General features: G+C 42.7%; 19 protein-coding genes. 2 read left to right on the forward strand and 17 right to left on the reverse strand.

Going from position 1 to position 21206, the window contains the following annotated elements; all coding sequences use genetic code 11:
* Window positions 1–341: 341 nt before the first annotated feature.
* The 15 genes from BM294_RS06925 to mtaB all read right to left on the reverse strand — a co-directional run bounded on the left by BM294_RS06925 (window position 342) and on the right by mtaB (window position 16715).
* A complete protein-coding gene (locus tag BM294_RS06925) occupies window positions 342–1043 on the reverse strand; it encodes a response regulator transcription factor (RefSeq protein ID WP_091206093.1) in 702 nt (233 codons plus the stop codon).
* Entirely contained in the window at window positions 1036–2094 is a 1059-nt protein-coding gene (locus tag BM294_RS06930) for a sensor histidine kinase (RefSeq protein ID WP_091206096.1), read from the reverse strand. Before BM294_RS06930 ends, BM294_RS06925 begins: the two co-directional genes overlap by 8 nt.
* A 352-nt stretch (window positions 2095–2446) precedes the next feature.
* Complete coding sequence (locus tag BM294_RS06935; protein ID WP_091206098.1) at window positions 2447–3841, reverse strand: glycine--tRNA ligase; 1395 nt, start codon at window positions 3839–3841, stop codon at window positions 2447–2449.
* 184 nt (window positions 3842–4025) lie between these two features.
* Window positions 4026–4673, reverse strand: a complete 648-nt coding sequence (recO, locus tag BM294_RS06940) for a DNA repair protein RecO (protein ID WP_091206335.1) — start codon at window positions 4671–4673, stop codon at window positions 4026–4028.
* 8 nt (window positions 4674–4681) lie between these two features.
* On the reverse strand, window positions 4682–5590 hold the full coding sequence (gene era / locus BM294_RS06945) for a GTPase Era (RefSeq protein WP_091206101.1): 909 nt from the start codon (window positions 5588–5590) through the stop codon (window positions 4682–4684).
* 72 nt (window positions 5591–5662) lie between these two features.
* Window positions 5663–8626 (reverse strand): insulinase family protein, encoded by a 2964-nt coding sequence (locus BM294_RS06950; RefSeq protein WP_091206104.1) that lies wholly within the window; start codon window positions 8624–8626, stop codon window positions 5663–5665.
* 21 nt (window positions 8627–8647) lie between these two features.
* Window positions 8648–9499 carry a YdcF family protein gene (locus BM294_RS06955; RefSeq protein ID WP_091206107.1) on the reverse strand — a complete coding sequence of 284 codons (852 nt, stop codon included), beginning with the start codon at window positions 9497–9499 and terminating at the stop codon, window positions 8648–8650.
* Between the two features lie 42 nt (window positions 9500–9541).
* The gene (locus tag BM294_RS06960) at window positions 9542–10792 is read right to left on the reverse strand and encodes a peptidase U32 family protein (protein WP_091206109.1); all 1251 of its coding nucleotides are present in this window, start codon (window positions 10790–10792) and stop codon (window positions 9542–9544) included.
* A 27-nt stretch (window positions 10793–10819) separates the two neighbouring features.
* Window positions 10820–11470 (reverse strand): O-methyltransferase, encoded by a 651-nt coding sequence (locus BM294_RS06965; RefSeq protein ID WP_091206112.1) that lies wholly within the window; start codon window positions 11468–11470, stop codon window positions 10820–10822.
* A gap of 37 nt (window positions 11471–11507) precedes the next feature.
* Window positions 11508–12113, reverse strand: coding sequence for an endolytic transglycosylase MltG (locus tag BM294_RS06970; protein WP_091206114.1), 606 nt, complete (start codon window positions 12111–12113; stop codon window positions 11508–11510).
* A gap of 3 nt (window positions 12114–12116) precedes the next feature.
* Window positions 12117–13790, reverse strand: a complete 1674-nt coding sequence (locus tag BM294_RS06975; RefSeq protein WP_091206337.1) for a ribonuclease J — start codon at window positions 13788–13790, stop codon at window positions 12117–12119.
* Between the two features lie 370 nt (window positions 13791–14160).
* A complete protein-coding gene (locus BM294_RS06980) occupies window positions 14161–14424 on the reverse strand; it encodes a DUF1292 domain-containing protein (RefSeq protein ID WP_091206117.1) in 264 nt (87 codons plus the stop codon).
* A gap of 38 nt (window positions 14425–14462) precedes the next feature.
* Complete coding sequence (gene ruvX, locus BM294_RS06985; RefSeq protein ID WP_091206122.1) at window positions 14463–14876, reverse strand: Holliday junction resolvase RuvX; 414 nt, start codon at window positions 14874–14876, stop codon at window positions 14463–14465.
* Between the two features lie 148 nt (window positions 14877–15024).
* Window positions 15025–15288, reverse strand: coding sequence for an IreB family regulatory phosphoprotein (locus tag BM294_RS06990; RefSeq protein WP_091206125.1), 264 nt, complete (start codon window positions 15286–15288; stop codon window positions 15025–15027).
* 41 nt (window positions 15289–15329) lie between these two features.
* Window positions 15330–16715: a tRNA (N(6)-L-threonylcarbamoyladenosine(37)-C(2))-methylthiotransferase MtaB gene (mtaB, locus tag BM294_RS06995; protein ID WP_091206128.1), complete on the reverse strand. Its 1386-nt coding sequence runs from the start codon at window positions 16713–16715 to the stop codon at window positions 15330–15332.
* A 179-nt stretch (window positions 16716–16894) separates the two neighbouring features.
* On the opposite strand from mtaB, the gene BM294_RS07000 reads away from it, so the two are divergent.
* Both BM294_RS07000 and thiI read left to right on the forward strand, forming a co-directional pair.
* The gene (locus BM294_RS07000) at window positions 16895–17137 is read left to right on the forward strand and encodes an HPr family phosphocarrier protein (RefSeq protein WP_091206130.1); all 243 of its coding nucleotides are present in this window, start codon (window positions 16895–16897) and stop codon (window positions 17135–17137) included.
* A gap of 154 nt (window positions 17138–17291) precedes the next feature.
* A complete protein-coding gene (gene thiI / locus BM294_RS07005; RefSeq protein ID WP_091206132.1) occupies window positions 17292–18491 on the forward strand; it encodes a tRNA uracil 4-sulfurtransferase ThiI in 1200 nt (399 codons plus the stop codon).
* A 339-nt stretch (window positions 18492–18830) separates the two neighbouring features.
* On the opposite strand, the gene prmA is transcribed toward thiI, so the two are convergent.
* Together prmA and BM294_RS07015 are read right to left on the reverse strand one after the other, a co-directional pair.
* On the reverse strand, window positions 18831–19895 hold the full coding sequence (prmA, locus tag BM294_RS07010; protein WP_091206135.1) for a 50S ribosomal protein L11 methyltransferase: 1065 nt from the start codon (window positions 19893–19895) through the stop codon (window positions 18831–18833).
* Between the two features lie 121 nt (window positions 19896–20016).
* Complete coding sequence (locus BM294_RS07015) at window positions 20017–21174, reverse strand: cysteine desulfurase family protein (protein WP_091206137.1); 1158 nt, start codon at window positions 21172–21174, stop codon at window positions 20017–20019.
* Between the last annotated feature and the right edge of the window lie 32 nt (window positions 21175–21206).

Genomic DNA, 21206 nt, shown 5'->3' on the forward strand with positions numbered 1-21206 from the left:
TTTGTTTCGTCACCCTAATATGTGCAAAATTACCACTGTTAAAATGACATCCCATCCCGATAAGATTATTTCGCATCCTGACATTCCAGCCAGTCTGTATCGGACTAAACACGGACTGTTATCTTGAAGCATTTCTTTACGATAATACCGCCCGGAATATCCTTATTTAAGTGATTACTAAAATTTACGCAAAAGGGCCAGACCATAACGTCTGACCCTTAACAGCTCCTGATACCCCACTCTGTTTTGCAAATCCCGATTGTGGTTTTGAAAGTATCATTTATAAAAATATATTCACAGCCGGAAATAGTGCAAATTTGACTTTGCTCCATTCGGAAACATCAAACCTTAAATCTGTATCCGACTCCCCATATTGTTTCTATATACTGGGGCTTTGCAGTATCCATCTCTATCTTTTCTCTTATCTTCTTGATATGCACAGTTACTGTAGCAATATCACCGACCGAATCCATCTTCCATATCTCCTTAAAGAGCTCCGCCTTTGTGTAGACATGGTTCGGATGGGATGCAAGGAAATACAAAAGATCAAATTCTTTGGTAGTGAAAATCTTTTCATCTCCTGTCACCCATACACGTCTTGCCGCAGGATCGATCTTTAGGCCACGGATCTCTATCATGTCATTCTCTTCCTTGCCTGTTCCTATGAGTCTCTCATATCTTGCAAGATGAGCTTTTACCCTTGCAACCAGTTCTGATGCAGAAAAAGGTTTGGTCATGTAGTCATCCGCTCCCAAACCAAGACCTCTGATTTTGTCGATGTCGTCCTTTCTTGCTGATACAATGATGATAGGAATATCCTTAACTGCACGAATGTCCTTGCATACCTCGAATCCGTCTCTTCCGGGAAGCATGAGATCAAGAATGATAAGGTCATAGTTTTCATTAAGCGCCATATCAAGTCCCTTTTCTCCATCTCCCGTGATAGTTACCAAAAACCCGGAGAGTTCCAGATAGTCTCTCTCCAGTTCAGCTATAGACTGTTCATCCTCAACTATCAGAATTCTCTTCTTCTCATCATCCATCGATCAGTACCTCCTGTACGCTTCGAATATACTTACGTAAAACAAAATGTATCGTTGTTCCATCACCTTCAACCGAGGATGCCCAAATACGTCCTCCGCTGTCCTCTACTATCTTTTTAACTATAGAAAGACCTATTCCGGATCCTCCCTTCATTGAATTTCTCGAGCTGTCAGCTCTGAAAAACCTTTGGAATATGTATGGCAAATCCGTTTTGGCTATGCCTTTTCCGTTATCCGTTATATTAACCTGTATGAAGTCTCCGGCGTCTTCCAGCGTCAATGCTATCTTCCTGTAATCTTTATCCATGTATTTGACGGAATTGGAGATAATATTGTTTATTACTTTTCTAAGTTGTTCAGGATCCGCAATCATCTCAACATCTTTATCGATGCTGTTTTCAAATGTGAAATCTATGCCCTGGGATTCCATATCGAGCCCTATCTCATCAGCACAATCCTGAAAATAGTCCTGAACTCTCATATGCTGGAAATCATAAGGAATCTTATTGGACTCAACTTTGACATAGTACCTTAACTCATCAATGAGCCTGTCCATATCATTGGCTTTTATGTTGATAGTCTGGATGTACTTTTTCTGCATCTCAGGACTCTGGGCAATGCCGTCAAGTATTCCTTCTGAATAACCTTTGATTGCTGTAAGAGGCGTTTTAAGATCATGGGCAATGTTGGTTATCAGTTCCCTGTTGGCATTATCATTACGTATCTTCTCGTCCTGAGTTTCCTTCAGCCTCATACGCATCTCGTCAAATGCCTGCATCAGTTCACCAAACTCATCATTGGTCTCCGCTTCAAGAGTAAAATCAAGGTCTCCCGACTCTATCCTTCTGGCGGCTGCCTTAAGTTCATCAACCGGCTTAACTATGCCCATGTATATCCAGCCTATAAAGAAAAGACCCGCCACTATAAGCGTTACCACATTCATACTCATGGTTGTATAACCCATGAACATCAGATACATCAAAATCAAAGGCAAGATCGTACTTATACAAAAGCTTACTGCCACTCGCCCCATAAGACCAACATGTTTCATTTGTCATCCCTCAGATCAGCTACACTGTCCATCAATATATTCAATAAAGAACCTATCCTCCTTTAATATCAGACCAAAAGTTTACACAATCTATATAGCAAATTCCAAACTCATCTGTCATACCTCATCTGTCAATGCTGTTTTTATACTTTTTATCTGACACCAACATACAATCTATATAAAAACAGCATATAACTGAAGATAAACTCTTTATACTTTATTTATCGATTAATTATAACATAACTATAAATTCTTAATATAAGAAAACCTCAGTTTATAAAGAAAAATCCGGCATGAACCGAATGTTCATACCGGATCTGATAGTTATTATGCGATTTTACTTATGATGCACTTAGAATGCAAGCTTCTCCTCAAAGTAGCTCTTAAGCTGATCGATAGGGATACGCTCCTGCTTCATGGAATCTCTCTCACGAATAGTAACACAGTGATCTGTCTCTGAATCAAAATCATATGTTACGCAGTAAGGAGTTCCGATCTCATCCTGTCTTCTGTATCTCTTTCCGATGTTTCCTCTGTCATCGTACTCAACATACCAGTACTTGGCAAGTTCGTCGTGTATAGCCTGTGCACCCTCAGCAAGCTTCTTTGAAAGTGGAAGGATACCGATCTTTACAGGTGCAAGTGCAGGATGGAAATGAAGAACTGTTCTCTCATCACCACCCTCAAGCTCCTCAACATCATATGCTGCGCAAAGGAATGCGAGAGTCACACGGTCAGCGCCGAGAGATGGCTCTACTACATATGGAATATAATGCTCGTTTGTCTCATCATCAAAATATGTCATATCCTGACCCGAAACCTCTGCATGACGTCCAAGGTCATAGTTGGTTCTGTCAGCGATACCCCAAAGCTCGCCCCAACCGAACGGGAAAAGGAACTCAAGGTCTGTTGTTGCCTTTGAGTAGAAGCTGAGCTCTTCCTTCTCATGATCTCTTGCACGAAGCATCTCCTTAGGCATACCAAGGCTCAGGAGCCAGTCCTGACAGAACTGCTTCCAGTAAGCAAACCACTCAAGATCTGTATCCGGCTTGCAGAAGAACTCAAGCTCCATCTGCTCAAACTCTCTTGTACGGAATGTAAAGTTACCAGGTGTGATCTCATTACGGAATGACTTACCGATCTGACCGATGCCGAAAGGAAGCTTCTTACGTGATGTTCTCTGAACATTCTTGAAGTTTACAAAGATACCCTGTGCAGTCTCAGGGCGAAGGTAAACCGCATTCTTTGCATCCTCTGTTACACCCTGGAAGGTCTTAAACATAAGATTGAACTGACGGATACCTGTGAAATTATGCTTACCACAAGTTGGGCACTCTACCTTGTTATCCTCGATGAATTTCTCCATCTCCTCGTTGCTCCATCCGTCTACGGAACCATTAAGCTCCATAGCATTTTGAGCCGCGAAATCCTCGATGATCTTGTCAGCACGGAATCTCTCGTGACATTCCTTACAGTCCATAAGAGGATCAGAGAAAGATGCAAGATGTCCTGATGCAATCCATGTCTGAGGGTTCATAAGGATAGCACAATCAATACCTACATTGTACTTTGACTCCTGAATGAACTTCTTCCACCAGGCCTTCTTAACGTTGTTCTTCAGCTCAACACCAAGATTACCATAATCCCATGTGTTGGCGAGTCCGCCGTAGATCTCTGAGCCCGGATAAACAAATCCTCTTGACTTTGCAAGGGAAACGATTGTGTCCATTGTGTATTCTTTTGCCATTTTTTCCTCTTTCTGCCGCCGGAGTGCGGCTAAGAATAAAGTATATAGTTATTATTTCCGCTTTTCGCGTTGCTTTTCACTATACATCCTGAAGCTCAAAAAATCCAGCAAAAAATCAGACTGATATGGCTTATAAACACCAGCCCTATCAGTCTGATTCAGATCTTATTCTACAGTTTCATGCTCACTTCAATGTCTTAAGTATCTCCAGTGATCTGAAATTATGCGGCATTACACCCTTCAGCAGCATATCGATATTTTGCGAAAACTCATACATTACCTCATCCTTAAGCGTAAATGTATAGAGTTTCATCACAGGTGTTCCAAGCACAAACTGCCATGCAAACCTGCATGCCTGGCTGCAGGGTATAGGCGGTTCTTCGGTATATTCACCGCTTATATATAAAAGTCTAAGTTCAAATATCCTTCGAACCAGATCATTGTCAAGATTCGGATTGAGTATTGCTTTCAAAGACATGTATATAAGATTCACTGTCTCAGTCGCCTCAAGATTCTCTTGAGCGATATAATCGGCAAATTCCAGAATATATGATCCGTAGCAGGCATTCACAAGGTCATTGGCGATCTCTTCAAAGTAATTATTAACTTTAACAGATTTCAGGTTGTAACCGCTTCTTCCTTTTGTAACGGAAAATGTTCCGAATACAAAATTTCTGGTACCGGCCATAAGCTGTGACCCGGTTTTCTTTGCTCCGGATGCCCATACGGTTATCTTACCGCACTCATTTGTCAAAACAGACAGTCTTTTATCAAAGTCACGGGATGGCGCAGAACAAAGCACCACCCCGTGAAGTTCAAGTTCATCTCTCATAAGATCAATCAACTTTCGTCTTTATACCCGTAATTTCTCAGGAATGTATCGGAATCTCTCCAGTCCTTACGTACCTTTACAAAAAGCTGAAGGTTCACTCTGTCACCAGTCATCTTCTCTATCTGTATACGCGCTCCTGTACCTATACGCTTCAGCATGGATCCACCCTTGCCTATGATGATACCCTTATGTGCATCTCTCTCACAGACTATTGTAGCCTTGATATCCCACATACCATCTGATCTCTGATGCATCTGATCTATCAGAACAGCTATACCATGAGGTACTTCATCCTGGAGCTTTCTCAGAGCCTGTTCACGGATAAGCTCCGCAGCTATCTCTCTCATGGACTGATCCGTGACCGTATCCTGATCATAGTATCTTGGACCTTCCGGCAGGTATTTAAAAACTGCCTTCTTGAAGCCCTCTATATTCTGCGCGCGCATTGCAGAAAGCGGAACTATCTCGTCAAACTCCATGAGAGACTTATACTTCTCTATGGCAGCATCAAGCTCATCGGGCTTATCTTTCATGGTATCTATCTTGTTGACAACAAGTATCTTAGGCTTATTGGACGCCTTTATAACCTCAGCAATATGTTGCTCTCCGGCTCCTATATATGTGGTTGGTTCCACGAGCCATACTACGACGTCAACATCCTGAAGAGTCTTTTCCGCAACATTATCCATATACTCTCCAAGCTTGTTCTTGGCCTTATGAATACCCGGGGTATCAAGGAATATAATCTGTCCGCGTTCATCGTCATAAACTGTCTGTATCCTTCCTCTTGTGGTCTGAGGCTTGTTGGAAACGATGGCTATCTTCTGCCCGATGACATGATTCATCAATGTTGATTTGCCCACATTTGGTCTTCCAACCAATGCAACAAATCCGGTTTTTACTTTCTTTTCACTCATTATATTTCTCACTTGCTAATCAAATCCGGTGACATATCAGGGATATGGACCTCACTATGACACCGGAATAAATCATTTAAACAGTTCCTCTGTTGTCAGGAATTCTTTTTTATTCTCATCTATAAGCTGACTGTTTCCTATGGTGCAGACTGCTCCCTTTTTAAGTATTGCCTCCATATACGGCGCAAGAGCCCTGATATCCTTCTCCTTTGAAGCGATAACCTGATCTCTTTCTTTCTGAAGCATCTCGTTGGTTACATTTGACATATATGCGCTTATGGTAAGTGCAGCCTTGGCAGAATTTGTTCTCGGTGTATCAAGTTCAGAAACAGCACCTATGATGTACTTTGTCATATCACGTTCAGATGTACTGAACTCACGAACAAACTCCGGAAGAGCCTCATATATATCAAGAGTCTCCTTGAGATGTGGATCTCTGTAGGATGCAAAGTATCCCTCTCCGGATCTTCCGAACCCGGACATACATCCGTAAGCGCCTCCCTTTACTCGCAGATTAAGCCAAAGATACTGATAGTTCAGGATGACTTTGAGTACTCTGAGAGCACCGGTATATGGCAGCTTCTTTGTATCATACAGTCCGGTTCTTGCAACATAGTTTACCTGTGAAGGTGTCTTGAAGCCTTCATTGAGATTACCTGAGAGAAGTATCTGTGGAGATACTTTTGCCTCTGCTTTCTCAAAAGGCTTGTACTTCTTGTCAAGCTTCAGGCAGCGGTTCTTCTTAGCCTCTGTTTCTTTACTGAATCTCTTCTTAAAGGCTGCAAATCCCTTTGCAAATGCCTCATATCCGTTCTTTTCTGCAGCTATGGTGACAAACATATTCTCCGCACGGAAAAGCTTGTCCGAAACCTCCCACAGCTTTCTCACAAGTGCATCCGGGTCCTTGCGGAACTGTTCTGAAATCCTGTTAATAAACTGATAATATGCGATTCCTCCTGTCAGATCGGCAAATCTGCCCGTTCCTGAGAAGTATGAAGTTGCTCTGTTTACAGCATAGCTGTGGCTTGCACCTTCTACGCGCATTCTTTCACGGGAACGTGATTCATTGAGAATCTCCTGCATTCTCTTCTTATCTTCAAATCTGGTTGTATGAAGTATCTCATCGACGATATCATAGCCAAATCTGAAGCCATCATAGAGAAGCTTTATCTCAACACTGAACACCCCGGTATAGTGTCCGTAATTATCAATGTCAGGGTATGCATTCGTATCAAAGTTTATGCCTCCTGCATTAAGCAGAATATCCGATGTAAGATCCTGGAATGTATGGTTGCTTGTGTCCATATATCCAAGAACGGTCTTCAGGAAACCTGCATACTGAAGTTCCTCTTCTGTAAGCGTAGAAGTATTGAAATTAAAGCGGATGTAGGCAATGCCTCTTGTATTGAGCTCTGTGTTAAGAATAAGGGTATCCGCAAGTCGTTCTTCCTTCCAGCTGTATTTCTCTGCTTCCTTACTGATATCACTAATGCTTAAAAGTGGAAGTTTCTTTAAATCCTCTTCAGAGGTAGGCTCTGCCTGATACTCCTTAAGCATCCTTGTGTCATCAATGCACTTCCTGATGTCAGCCTTTGACATTTTCTTCTTAATATCGGCAAGTTTCTTTGCAAGCTGCTTCTCACGTTTCTCAGTAAGTCCACGTTCAGGCTCACATATTACAAGTGCAGAATGTTTATTGCCAAGAAGATACTTCCCGATGAGTGCCTCAAAATATCCCTTTTCTGTATCCTCACGAAGTTCCTTATAGTATTTTTCACACTCAAGATAATCCCATGGCTTACCACCGTACAGCCATGTATCGAGCGAAGTAAGTGAATAAACAAGTCCCTTTGGAGTCCGACCGTAATCAGCCTCTCTATACTGGAACTCATCATGATTAATGGCAGCAAGAAGAGTCTTTTTGTCAAGACCTTCCCTGGCAATTTTCTTAAGTGTAGTATCAATAACCTCAAGGAACTTATCTTTATCCTTCTTATCAGTGCCCTTTGCCGTTACTGAAAAATAAGGCTGTCTGATACCATCCTGGAAGCCTCCGAATATGTCTTCTCCGATACCCGCATCCAAAAGAGCCTGTTTAAGAGGAGCACCCGGTGATGAAAGAAGTGCATAATCAAGTACATCAAATGCCATATTCAGCTTACTGTCCACTGCATCAACAACAGCATTCCATGACAGGTACGTATTTTTCTCAAGAGGTTCATTATCACCTACAGAATAAGTAATTTCCTCTGTGTGCATCTTATCGAAAGGCTTCTGATATGCAATATCGGAGTTGGGTTCGATGGCAGAATACGCTGAAAGATACTCTTTATCAAGCCAGTCCAGCTTCTTCTCCATATCCATATCTCCATAAAGGAAAATGTAGGAATTGGACGGATGATAGAAGCGGGCATGGAATGCCTTGAAATCTTCAAAAGTCAGATCCGGGATATCCACAGGATCTCCGCCGGATTCATTGCCATAAGTAGTATCCGGGAAAAGTGCATGCATGATATAACGTTCAAGCACTGACTCCGGATTTGAGAAAACGCCCTTCATCTCATTATAAACAACACCGTTATATATAAGCGCGTCCTTCTCATCCTGCATCTCATAATGCCATCCCTCCTGCATCATAATACGTGGATCCTTCACAGAATTGGGATGGAATACTGCATCCATATAAACATTCATCAGATTGTCAAAATCCTTATCGTTTCTTGATGCGATAGGATAAACAGTCTTATCCGGATATGTCATGGCATTAAGGAATGTGTTAAGTGAACCCTTTGCCAGTTCAACAAACGGATCCTTAAGCGGAAACTTTTCAGATCCGCAAAGCACGGAGTGCTCGGTTATATGAGCCACACCTGTACTGTCCTCCGCCGGAGTACGGAATGCGATACCGAAAACCTTATTGTCATCATCATTCTTCATGGTGAAGATACGTGCACCGCTCTTCCTGTGCCTGTAAATGCAGGCATCCGTAGACAGCTCCTCTATTCTTTTTGTCTCAATCAGCTCATAGTTTTTCATCAAGCCATTCTCCTCTCTACCTTATATATTCCCTATCAGTCTATCTTTAAACAGTGCAACTGCCTCTCTCACCGCAAGGTGTGCAAGCATAAGTTCATCTGTTTTTGTCGCCATAGGACAGGCATCCGGAACTCCATACCTTCTTGCTATCTCTCTTGCCCTGAAAAGATTAAACTCTGAAGTTATGATGCCTATAGATAACGGACGGTCAACTCCGTTAATTATATCATCTTCTGAATGATTCCGCTTTACCGGAGTAACATTACTGTGCCTTACACGATTGGCCATAAGCTTCTGCTCATGATCCTGATTAATGGTTCTCAGTGAAAACCCGATTTTTTCCTGTGTTGAATCGGAGTAGAACTCAAGAAGAAGATTTTTCTCAGGAATGCCCTCCCTGATCATATACTGATACATAACAGTGGCTTCCGTACTTCTGTCATAGTCACTTCTTCCGCCAGAAAGAACAAATACTGTATTCGGATTTTCATCAGCATATTCCAGAGCTTTATCCAGTCTTCTTTTCAGTGATTTAGAAATTTTGTTATCCACCAGATCGGTTCCGACGACTATAACATAGTCCAGATTATTCTGAACCCTGCTTGCAGAATTGGAAAAAATGACCGCAAGAACACTCAGTAATGTGCAGACACATATTCCATAAGTAGTGAAATAGAAAATATATGGTTTAAGATTGATTTCTTTCTTATCCCTGTGTTTCACCCTTAGATATCTGATAAGGGCAAACATGAGAAAATTCATAAACGCAAATAAGGGCCAAAACCACATAAATGTGGTCAGCCCATAATTTACAAAGATCGCAGCTACATAGGCAAGCGATGCTATTCCCATTGCTATAAAGATAAGTTCCATACTTTTCAGTCAACACCTTAAAGAAAGGTGTCTCCTCTCTCTTTAGTCAACATCCTGCTTATCAGGTGTTTCCTTTCTGATGATGTCTCTTGCCTCAGGTGCAACAGAAAATCTCACCTTGATCTTCTGACATGCATGCGGGCAGGACTCCTGTGGAACATCAGTCTCGGCATCACGTATCTCAAGAACCTCGATAGGTATATCATCACCGTTAGGCTTCATGATTTCGATAGTCTCACCTACAGAAAACTTGTTTTTCTGTTCAAGATAGCTCCATCCGTCTTCTGTTCTCTCGATAGTGCCGAGATATACAGAACCTGTAACATAAGTATTATTATCGTAGATATGATCCTCCTGAGAAGGCTTACCATAGTAGAAGCCTGTCGTGAACTCACGATATGTGCACTTGGCTATCTCAGACTTATACCACTCCATATTGGCACGATACTTTTCTTCGCTCTCCTTGAGATCATCCAGAGCCTTACGATATGTTCTTGCTACCGTAGCCACATAAAGAGCCGTCTTCATTCTTCCTTCAATCTTGAGAGAATCTATTCCTGCTTCTATAAGCTCAGGTACATGCTCTATCATGCAAAGATCCTTTGAATTGAAAATGAAGGTTCCTCTGTCATTCTCATATATAGGATAATACTGCCCGGGTCTCTTTTCTTCAACGATATTATACTTCCATCTGCATGGATGTGTACACTCTCCGCGATTGGCATCTCTTCCTGTAAAGAAATTGCTGAGCATACAGCGGCCTGAATATGACATACACATAGCACCGTGAATAAAGGCTTCTATATCAAGTTCCACAGGTATATGCTCTCTGATTTCCTTGATTTCCTTAAGACTAAGCTCACGGGCACATACCACACGCTTCGCCCCCATCTTCCACCAGAATAGGAATGTTTCGTAGTTGGTATTGTTTGCCTGTGTGGAGATATGAAGTTCAACACTCTCAGGTAATGTTTCCTTGGCGATCATAAACATTCCCGGATCGGCTACCAGAACAGCATCAATTCCTGTTGTAGAAAGCTCCTTGAAATATTCACGGGCCTCATCCATATCACCATTATGTGCCAGAATGTTCGCAGTTACAAATACTTTGACATTTCTCTCATGTGCGTAAGCTACACCCTCCCGTATCTCATCAATACTGAAGTTCTTGGCATTGGCGCGAAGTCCGAAGGCTTCACCGCCGATATATACTGCATTTGCACCGTAGTTTACTGCAGTCTTAAGCACATCCAAAGAACCTGCAGGAATCAGTAACTCTGTTTCTTTTAACATCTTTTCTCCTTGTGAAAATATATATTACTATTTCTTCACGCTGATCGATATACCGTCTCCATCGGTAAGGATGGATGTCTCAAGCACCTCCATGTGCTTAAGTTCAAAAAGATACTCTCTCATGCGACTGTGAATTGTCCGGTCTCTTCGCTTGATCTGATACCGGCTGTCAACTATGGAGCCGTCCTGAAGTATATTGTCGCTGAAAAGGACAGCCCCCTCAGGCATCATCTTTATGATATCCGGAAGCCACACTATATACTGTGCCTTGGCGGCATCCATAAATATAAAATCAAACTGCCGGCCTTCCGCAGCAAATTCTCTTATGATCTTACCGGCATCATCATCTATCAGATGAATCCTGTCCCGATACACACTTCCGGAAATGTTTCTGGTTGCTGTCTTCACACGCGGCTCATAGTTCTCAACAGTTATTATCTCAGCATCCAAAGGCATGACGTGAGCCATAGTGAGAGCTGAATATCCGACTGCCGTCCCTATCTCCAATATACGCTTCGGACGGAGCATGGTTATGAAACATTTAAGAAGCGCCGCTGTTTCATCCCTTATGATAGGAATTTCCGCCGCAAGCGCTTCTTTTCTGACATTTTCCAGAAGCTCACTCCGATCGGGTTCAAGTGAATGTATATAATTCACCAGTCTCTCATTTGCAATCAAAGCTCCACTTCCTCATTTTCAATAATACCTCTCGGAATCATCCGAGAGATGAATCGGTTTCTGCCGTATTACCTGCTGAAGCATTACCTCCGGCATACTGCTCGGCCTCCTGAGACCTGAGTGCAGCATCTGCCGCATCCTGTTCTATCATTTGCTCATCCTCGGTTCCGCCGATAACCTCAATTCCGTTTGCGTCAGTCTCTACCTCAGCAGCCGCTGTAGTAGTAGCTTCCGCATCAACCAGATTCTTGTCCACAAGCTCCTGATACTTCTTCCCTTCCTGAGTAAGAAGCTGAATTATCTCAACCATAGTCATAGACTTACTTATGGTATAAACACCCGGAACGAATTCAGCCTCATACAGCTTAGCCTGAACGTTGAATGCATCAGCATTGTCAATAAACCCCTCTTTCAGAAGTCTTTCGGCTACATCTGCAGATTTATCCCCTTCAGAAATGACAAAGTCCTCATCTATAGCATTGTCCCCCGCCATGGCGTGTGAATACAGCAGTCCGTGGCCGTAGCTGTAAGCTGCCCGGACTCCGTTCATAAGTGCATAAACCAAAAGAGCAATGACGATGACACGCCATGCGATGCCTATCAGAAAGTTGGCAACTCTCTCAATAGTATCCTGATGCCCCATGCATTAAACCTCCATGATAATCGGAAGAATGACCGGATTTCTCTTTATACGCTTCCAGAGGAAGTCACTTAGCGAATCCTTGATGATATTTTTGATCTTGCCCCAGTCATTAACATGACGTACAAGACAGTCATCAACCGCATCCTGTACATGAACTCTTGCCTCTTCCATAAGATCCTCTGACTCACGGACATAAACAAAGCCGCGGGAAACAAGATCAGGGCCTGCAAGAAGATGTCCGGAATACTTCTCCAAAGTTAAAACTACAACGATTATACCATTCTGAGCGAGATTCTGACGATCCCTCAGAACTATATTACCGACATCCCCGACTCCGAGACCATCGACAAATACGCCTCCGGCCTGAACATGTTCTTTGATTTCCGCCTTGTTCTTTCCATCCTTGGAAGAAAGTTCAAGCACATCTCCATTCTCGATAAGAAGACACTTTTCCTTGTCAACACCCACTGATTCACAGATTTTCGCAGCTGCCATACGATGATGATACTCGCCGTGGACAGGAATAGCATACTCCGGCTTAACAAGTGAATACAGAAGCTTGATGTCATCAGCACAGGCATGACCTGAAACATGGGTATCCTGAAGGATGACATGTGCATGAAGCATGCAAAGCTCGTTAACAACCTTGTCCACTGCCTTTTCATTACCGGGAATCGGATGTGACGAAAGCACCACAACGTCATTTGGCTTGATACGCACCTTCCTGTGCATTCCGCCCGCCATTCGGCTAAGAGCTGCCATAGACTCTCCCTGAGATCCTGTGGTGATAAGTACAGTCTGCTCATCCGGATAATTCTTGAGCTGATCGATATCGATAAGCGTTCCATCCGGAATATCGATATAGTCAAGTTCCGAAGCCACAGTGATAACATTAACCATGGAACGGCCTTCCACAACCACCTTGCGTCCATGCTTTGCCGCAGTGTTTATGATCTGCTGAACACGGTCAACATTGGATGCAAATGTTGCAACTATGATTCGATTCTCTCTGTGCTCGGCAAATATCCTTTCAAGAGTCACACCTACGGAGCGCTCTGACATGGTCGAACCCGGCTTTCCTGCATTGGTAGAGTCGGACATCATGGCAAGAACTCCCGCCTTTCCAAGCTCGGCAAATCTCTGAAGATCGATCTGATCTCCAAATACCGGTGTGTAATCTATCTTGAAATCACCTGTATGAACGATAGTACCTGCAGGAGTGAAAATCGCAAATGCCGCAGCATCCTGAATAGAATGGTTGGTCTTAATAAACTCAACCTTGATATCACCGAAATCAACCACACCGCCAAATGGTATCACATTCATATCGATAACCTGATCAAGGCCGTTTTCCTTCAGTTTGTTTTCGATGAGCGCCATAGTAAGTTTTGTTCCGTATACAGGCGCCTTTATCTGCTGAAGCACATAAGGAAGAGCTCCTATATGATCCTCGTGTCCGTGAGTAATCACAAATCCCTTAACCTTTGATATATTGCTCTTCAGATACGTGATATCAGGTATTACAAGATCGATTCCCAACATATCCCCGGACGGGAACGCAAGTCCACAGTCAACGATCATGATACTGTCATCTGTCTCAAAGGCAGTGATATTCATACCTATCTGATCGAGTCCGCCGAGCGGAATGATTCTGACCTTACCGTTCTTCTTTACCATACTCTTATCAGACTTTTGTCTTCTTCGTCTGTTATTGCCAACCCTTTTCTCAGGAGCAGCAGCCTCACGGTTTTCATCCGCAGAAACGGAATCAGCGTCTGCAGAAACAGAAGCCTCAGCGTCGCCCTTTACTGTTCTTCGGCGCTGTCCTGAATTTCTGGTTTTTCTTACAGTCTTTACTTCTGTTATTTCTTCCTTCTGTGTTTCTTCTGAAACCGCAGTCTCAGCAACTGCCGCCTCTGTGTCAGCCACCGTTTTACGGCGAGGCGTTCTTCTTCTCGGTCTGCGTGGACGCTCTTCTCCGGAAGAAGTGTTCACCTGAACATCCATAACTCCCGAATCAACAGTTTCTTTAATCTCTTTATCTGTATTACTTTTCAATCGTTATACCTTCTCCTTCCAGGAGTGCAGAGAATATCTGCATCAGCGCTTCTGATTCCTTATCATCAACAAATTCATAGTCTGCTTCATCATCTTCCGGTCCGGAAACGTCCTTCATGACATAGCATTCACCATCTTCACCTTCCGGTGCATCTGTCACAAGAATATAATTCACACCCTGAACCGTAGTCTCTTCAAGAATCTCCAGCTCGATATTACCGTCATCTGATTTTAATCGAATCGTGTTTTTCATGTAATTCTCCTAACTCCTGATTTTATATAGACAGGCCTTCAGCCTCTCAGATATTGTTCCAATATAAGCTGCGCAGCAACCTGATCGATCACCCTTTTCTGCTCACTCCTTTTGATACCACTCTCATCAAGTATCTCGGCGGCTTCCATAGTTGTAAGCCTTTCATCAGTAAACTCGATAGGTACCGACACCCTGAGTGCCAGCTTTTCTGCAAAAGCACGGGTAAGCTGTGCTCTCTCTCCCTCGGTATCGTCCATATTAAGAGGAAGTCCCAATACGATCTTTTCGACATCATAGTTTTCAACTATATCCTGTATCTCGGATAATGTCTTTCGCAGCTTAGATTCCCGATCTCTCACTATAGTCTTAAACGGCTGAACAGTTATACCCATAGGGTCGGTTATAGCCACTCCAACGGTCTTTGACCCATAATCCAGTCCTAATATCCTCACTTATTATCTCCAAATAAATAATGTATCCAAATCAATATCCATCATTCCCTGTCTCTTCATGTCCTACGAATCATCCGACAACGTCAAATATATTCATAAAATAAAAGAGCCTGTCAAAGATGGACAGACTCTTTAAAGACACACAAATTCACTTGTTGAGCTTAGCCTCAACATAAGTTTTCATAAGTTCCTCAAGGATCTCATCACGTTCAACCTTCATAACAAGGCTGCGAGCTCCTTTATGACTTGTGATATATGTAGGGTCACCGGACATGATGTATCCGACGATCTGATTGATAGGATTGTAGCCCTTCTCTGTTAATGCTTCATAAACACGAGCCAACACTTCCGTAACATCCAAATCGTAATCCTGCATCGGTCTGATAATCTGTGTACTGCCTAAATCACTCATATTGTCACGTCCTTTTAATAACTTTTTTAATTTTATACTATTTATACCGGCATTGCAAGTACGCATGTCTCACAGAAATCTGTGCCTTGCACCTCGATTATTTGTCCGATTTTACTCTCCGGATCTTCAATTTCTGTAAACGGCACCAAATAGCGTACATAACATTTATTATAACCGCGTAAATATTTTTTTCCGTGAATGTCGACCACATCTTCAGGTATGATATCATCCTTTTCTCCAATAAAATTCTTCCTGAATGCCTCCGACTTTAAGCGGTCAAGACTTATAAGCCGTTCCGAACGTTCGGTCTTTATTTTATCAGGAACCTGATCCTTCATTTTATCTGCAGCAGTCCCCTGACGTCTGCTGTACTTAAACACATGCAGCTCATAAAAGCTGATTTCATCTATGAAACGGTACGAAGTTTCAAAATCCTCCTCAGTCTCTCCCGGAAAACCGACTATAACGTCTGTGGTTACAGATACGTTCGGCCATGTTCGTCTGAGTATATCAACAGAATTCCTGAAATCCTTTGTATCATAATGTCTGTTCATAGCCTTCAGTGTACGGTCGCAACCGCTCTGAAGAGACAGGTGAAAATGAGGGCATATCTCAGGTATCTTCTTAAGTTCTTCCACAAACTGTTCTGTTATGATACGGGGCTCCAGACTTCCGAGCCTTACTCTTTCAATTCCCTTGACAGCTGCCACACTTTTTATCAATTCCACGAGATGAACCGAAGGAATATCATGATTCATGGCATACTCATAATTACTGTCATCAAAATCAAGACCGTAGGATGATAAATGTATCCCCGTCAGTACTATCTCATGATATCCGCGTTCCGCGAAATCCTGTACTTCTTTTAATGTATTTTGTACTGATCTTGATCTGATCCGTCCACGCACATAAGGAATAATGCAGTATGAGCAGTACTGATTGCAGCCATCCTGAACTTTTATAAAAACGCGGCCTTCATCTGATATCTCTCCAGCATTAAGCTCCTCATAATAATGTTCCGATGAAATATCTTTAACTTCACTTACGGTAAAGTTCTTTTCAGGGTGCTCCATATAATATTTCTCCAATATGGGAAGTATCCTGCTTTTTTCATTGTTTCCCACAAGTATATCCACGGCCGAATCCTCCCTGAGTTCCTCGGATCTGGCCTGAACATAGCAGCCCACAGCTATAACAACCGCATCGGGATTCATGGCACGAGCCTTATGTATCATCTGTCTTGACTTACGGTCGGCGATATTTGTCACTGAACAGGTATTAATGATATAAATATCTGCAGTTTCAGTATCCCAGGATACTATTTCGACGCCTGCTTCTCTAAGTTCGGTAACCATGGCCTCAGCTTCGTATGAATTAACCTTACAGCCCAGGTTATGCATGGCTGCTTTCTTATTTTTAAATTCCATCTTATTCTTTTTAACTTCCTGCTAAATCTTATATATAATTCAGCCTCATATGCCATGTTTTGATTGGGAAACCTTTGGCATCCTATTGACTTTTAAAGTTCCTTGTTGATAAAATTGTTTTAAAGTAAGTTTTTCGTTACTTACTATTTAAAGAATATTATTTTAAGGAGGATTTCATCGTGAAAACCGTACGTATCTCACTTAATTCTATCGATAAAGTTAAATCATTTGTCAATGAACTTGTAAAGTTCCCGGACGTTGATTTCGATCTTGTATCCGGCCGTTATGTAATTGACGCAAAGTCCATCATGGGTATCTTCTCATTGGATCTTTCAAAGCCTATCGATCTTAACATCCACGCAGATGCAAATCGTATGGATGAGATTCTTTCTGCTTTGACACCATACATCATTGCAGAGTAATTGATATCGTATCATTGTAGCGATAAATTAACAAGTGTCAAATGAGTGCGTGCTCTTTTGCTCGCACTCGTTTTTTTAATGTATAAGTTCGGAATCGTAATAGTGTCCCAAGAGCAGTGCGTAAGACTTATACAAAACAAATCAAAGGAGTTCTATGCAGTACCAAAGCTTTCTTATCAAGTACGCCGAGATCGGAACAAAGGGAAAGAACCGCTATGTGTTCGAGGATGCCCTTGTTCACGACATCAGGAAGAAATTGGAGCGCGCAGAAGGCGATTTCAAAGTGTATCGCGAGCGCGGACGTATCTATGTTACAGTCAAGTCCGAGACTTATGATTATGACGAAACAGTCAATGCTCTTCAGCATGTTTTCGGAATTGTTTCCATCTGTCCTATGATTCAGATGGAATCAACACATGACTATAAGACCGTTTCAGACAAGGTTCTTGAGTATTTTTCAGAGGTTTACGGCGATCGTAAGCTCACTTTCAAGGTAAGTACCAGACGTGCAGACAAAGAGTTCCCCATGCAGTCAAACGAGATTGACGCAGAACTCGGTCACGACATTCTCGAGAAGTTCCCCAACACCTCTGTAGATGTTCACAATCCTGAAGTTGTCCTTCATGTCGAGATTCGTCAGTTCATCAATATCTACTCAGAGATTCTTCCGGGTGTCGGCGGTATGCCTCTCGGAACAAACGGAAAAGCCATGCTTCTTCTCTCCGGAGGAATCGACAGCCCTGTTGCAGGTTATATGATCGCACGTCGCGGCGCTATCATTGAAGCCACTTATTTCCATGCGCCTCCATACACTTCCGAGCGTGCAAAGCAGAAAGTAGTTGATCTTGCAAATGAAGTAGCACTCTACTCCGGTGCAGTCGCTCTTCACGTTGTAAACTTCACTGATATTCAGTTGAAAATCTACGAGAAGTGTCCTCACGAGGAGCTCACCATCATCATGAGACGATATATGATGCGTATCGCAGAGGCTATTGCAGAGAAGCGCGGATGTATCGCACTTATCACCGGTGAATCCATCGGCCAGGTAGCAAGCCAGACCATGCAGTCGCTTGTATGTACAAACGAAGTTTGCAATCTTCCTGTATACCGTCCTGTTATAGCTTTTGACAAACAGCAGATCGTTGAGGTTTCACAGAAGATCGGAACTTATGAAACTTCCATTGAGCCTTTCGAGGATTGCTGTACTATTTTCGTAGCCAAGCATCCTGTTACAAAGCCTGTTCCTGAGAAGATCAGAAAGTCAGAGGAAATCGTTTATGAAGAGATGCTTCCTTTAGTTGAGAAGGCAGTTAATGAGGCTGAGCTTATCTGGTGTGCGGGCAAAGGCCGTTGATTGGTCAGTTTAAATGATACAGAAAATGCAAGGGCGGACGCCGGCTCACCCGATTGAAAGGACAGGCTGTTTTTTCATCCCATAAGCCATGGCATCCATCCCTTGCTTTTTCTTTACTTCATTGACATAGTTTAACTGAGGTATCAATATCGGTAAGAGCCGAAACGTATCCCTTCAAATATATAAAACGAGACCATGATAAATCAAAACATCCACCTAAGAGGCACTATGCTCTCTCAGGTGGATGTTTTAGGTTTCTAAAATGTAAGCACCTCCGCATTAAACGGATGCCTTCCGGCTCCTACCGGCTATTTCAAAGCTGAACGGCAGTCTTCATCCTTACTTCTTCCGGGCAGTCACATTAACCCATTCTCCCTGGTGATTAACTTCAAGAATCTCCCAAATATCATCATGAGCCTTAAATGCATCAACCACTTCCTGCTCACGCTCATTGAGTATACCTGATGTTATGAAAAGACCATCCTTCTTAAGAAGCGGTCCAACCTCTCCAGTAAGAAGAACGATAACCGGTGCAAGGATATTGGCGACAACAATGTCATACTTTCCGAGTCCCATACGAGACTTTATTTCCTCATCACCGATAACATTACCCACAACTATATCAAAGGCATCTTCAGAAAGGTTATTGGCTTTCATATTGTCACGAACAGCAGGTACCGCCTCTTCATCAAGATCAGTTCCGTAAACATGTCCGGCACCGAGTTTAAGAGCAGTTATACCAAGAATTCCCGAGCCTGTTCCGATATCAGCTACTTCAGAGCCTTTCTTCATATACTTCTGAATCTGGCGAATGCAAAGCTGTGTTGTCTCATGCATACCCGTTCCAAACGCTGTTCCGGGGTCAATCTCTATCAGAAGTTTGTCCTTATCTTCCTCAGGAACCTCTTCCCATGTCGGTTTAATGAGAATATCTCCCACTGTGAAAGGATGGAAGAAAGTCTTCCAGTTGTTTATCCAGTCCTTATCCTCAGTCTCTGAAGTCTCAATCGTTCCCTCTCCTACCTCACAGTAGTTTCTCATATCAGAGATCATTTCCTCAACATCCTGAAGCAGCTTCTTAAGTTCTGCAGGTGTATAGACATTGGAAGTGTTAGGCATATAGCTGGCATCTACAGAAGGATCCTCCATATACTTTTTTGCTTTCTCGATTCTGTCCTGCTTATCTTCAGGTGAAAGGACTTCTACGTAAAAACTTACATCTGCCATACCATCATCAGGTCCTATATCCGGAAGAATATCGATAAACATCCCCTTGGTATCTTCCTCGGAAAGAGGGATCTTATCCTCTATCTGAACCCCGTCAAGACCAAGATCTGCCAGATTTGCGCTGAGGATATCCTCAGCCTCAGTTGTTGTATGAATAGTGAATTTTCTCCAAACCATTTAATATACCTTTCCCAAAACATAATACTTCCATATAAGATAATCGGAAGTACCGCCAGAATGATAACCCCGGATTCTTACTGTCGTTTCTCAGGGCACAATGATATCATTGATTCTTTCATCAGAATCTTGTAAATCTTCTAAGTACAGGAACAAGTTCTTTAAGTGCCTCCATACAAATATCCACCTCTTCTTTTTCATTGAACATACCGAATGAAAATCTGATGGTAGAATCCAAAAGCTCCGGCTTTACGCCTATTGCCTTCAAAGTTCCGGAAATACCGGGATGATTTGATGAGCATGCCGAACCCGAGCTCACATATATGCCCTTCTCCTCCAATGCATGAAGAAGAACTTCCGCACGCACCTTCTCAAAAGAAACGGATACGATGTTCGGCGCAGATGCATCTCCTCTCTCGGAATTGACGGTCACTCCGTCAATCTTCGATACCTCATCAATGAAGTAGTTCTTTATATCCATGATGTGTGCAATCTTCTCATCATGATTCCTGTATGCGATTTCTGCAGCAAGTCCCATACCTGCTATACCAGGAACATTATGGGTTCCTGAACGCATATCTTCCTGCTGTCCGCCACCATAAATCATAGGTTTCAAACGAACCTTTTCATCAACATAAAGAAATCCAATTCCCTTAGGTCCATGAATCTTATGCCCTGATACAGAGAGCATATCTATGTTCTGCTTCTTTGGACGGATAGTAAGTTTACCGTAAGATTGAATGGCATCTGTATGGAACCAGGTGTTAGGATTACACTCCTTAACGATTCTGCCTATCTCCTCTACAGGCTCGATGGCACCTATCTCATTATTCACATGCATCACAGACACAAGTATTGTATCCGGACGAATAGCCGCTCTCAGCTCATCTAGATTGATATGCCCCTTGCTGTCTACAGGCAGATAAGTTATCTCATATCCAAGTTCCGCCAATGTATCAAGCGGTTTGTAAACGGCTGCATGCTCCACCTGGGATGATATGATATGTTTTCCCTGCTTACGCTTTGCCAGAGCCGTTCCGAATATTACTGTATTGTTCGACTCTGTTCCACCGGAGGTAAATATTATCTCTCTTGGTTTAACCTTAAGAGTTTCTGCCACCTGTTCTCTTGCTGTACGGAAATACTTCTCCGCATCAAATCCCTTTATATGCTTTGAGGAAGGATTACCATAATCCTCCTCCATAGTCTTCTTCATCAGCTCTACGACTTCAGGATAAACTCTTGTTGTCGCCGAATTATCAAAGTAAATTTCTCTCATTTTAGTCCTGTTCTATCACCCGTACCGGTGAA

Source organism: Oribacterium sp. WCC10, from assembly GCF_900113415.1.
Classification (GTDB): domain Bacteria; phylum Bacillota; class Clostridia; order Lachnospirales; family Lachnospiraceae; genus Oribacterium.

Bases quoted from the DNA above. Each gene is read 5' to 3' on its own strand.
- BM294_RS06925 (WP_091206093.1), bottom strand. From the start codon at position 1,043: ATGGATGATGAGAAGAAGAGAATTCTGATAGTTGAGGATGAACAGTCT.
- BM294_RS06930 (WP_091206096.1), bottom strand. From the start codon at position 2,094: ATGAAACATGTTGGTCTTATGGGGCGAGTGGCAGTAAGCTTTTGTATA.
- BM294_RS06935 (WP_091206098.1), bottom strand. From the start codon at position 3,841: ATGGCAAAAGAATACACAATGGACACAATCGTTTCCCTTGCAAAGTCA.
- recO (WP_091206335.1), bottom strand. From the start codon at position 4,673: ATGAGAGATGAACTTGAACTTCACGGGGTGGTGCTTTGTTCTGCGCCA.
- era (WP_091206101.1), bottom strand. From the start codon at position 5,590: ATGAGTGAAAAGAAAGTAAAAACCGGATTTGTTGCATTGGTTGGAAGA.
- BM294_RS06950 (WP_091206104.1), bottom strand. From the start codon at position 8,626: ATGAAAAACTATGAGCTGATTGAGACAAAAAGAATAGAGGAGCTGTCT.
- BM294_RS06955 (WP_091206107.1), bottom strand. From the start codon at position 9,499: ATGGAACTTATCTTTATAGCAATGGGAATAGCATCGCTTGCCTATGTA.
- BM294_RS06960 (WP_091206109.1), bottom strand. From the start codon at position 10,792: ATGTTAAAAGAAACAGAGTTACTGATTCCTGCAGGTTCTTTGGATGTG.
- BM294_RS06970 (WP_091206114.1), bottom strand. From the start codon at position 12,113: ATGGGGCATCAGGATACTATTGAGAGAGTTGCCAACTTTCTGATAGGC.
- BM294_RS06975 (WP_091206337.1), bottom strand. From the start codon at position 13,790: ATGGTAAAGAAGAACGGTAAGGTCAGAATCATTCCGCTCGGCGGACTC.
- BM294_RS06980 (WP_091206117.1), bottom strand. From the start codon at position 14,424: ATGAAAAACACGATTCGATTAAAATCAGATGACGGTAATATCGAGCTG.
- BM294_RS06990 (WP_091206125.1), bottom strand. From the start codon at position 15,288: ATGAGTGATTTAGGCAGTACACAGATTATCAGACCGATGCAGGATTAC.
- mtaB (WP_091206128.1), bottom strand. From the start codon at position 16,715: ATGGAATTTAAAAATAAGAAAGCAGCCATGCATAACCTGGGCTGTAAG.
- thiI (WP_091206132.1), top strand. From the start codon at position 17,292: ATGCAGTACCAAAGCTTTCTTATCAAGTACGCCGAGATCGGAACAAAG.
- prmA (WP_091206135.1), bottom strand. From the start codon at position 19,895: ATGGTTTGGAGAAAATTCACTATTCATACAACAACTGAGGCTGAGGAT.
- BM294_RS07015 (WP_091206137.1), bottom strand. From the start codon at position 21,174: ATGAGAGAAATTTACTTTGATAATTCGGCGACAACAAGAGTTTATCCT.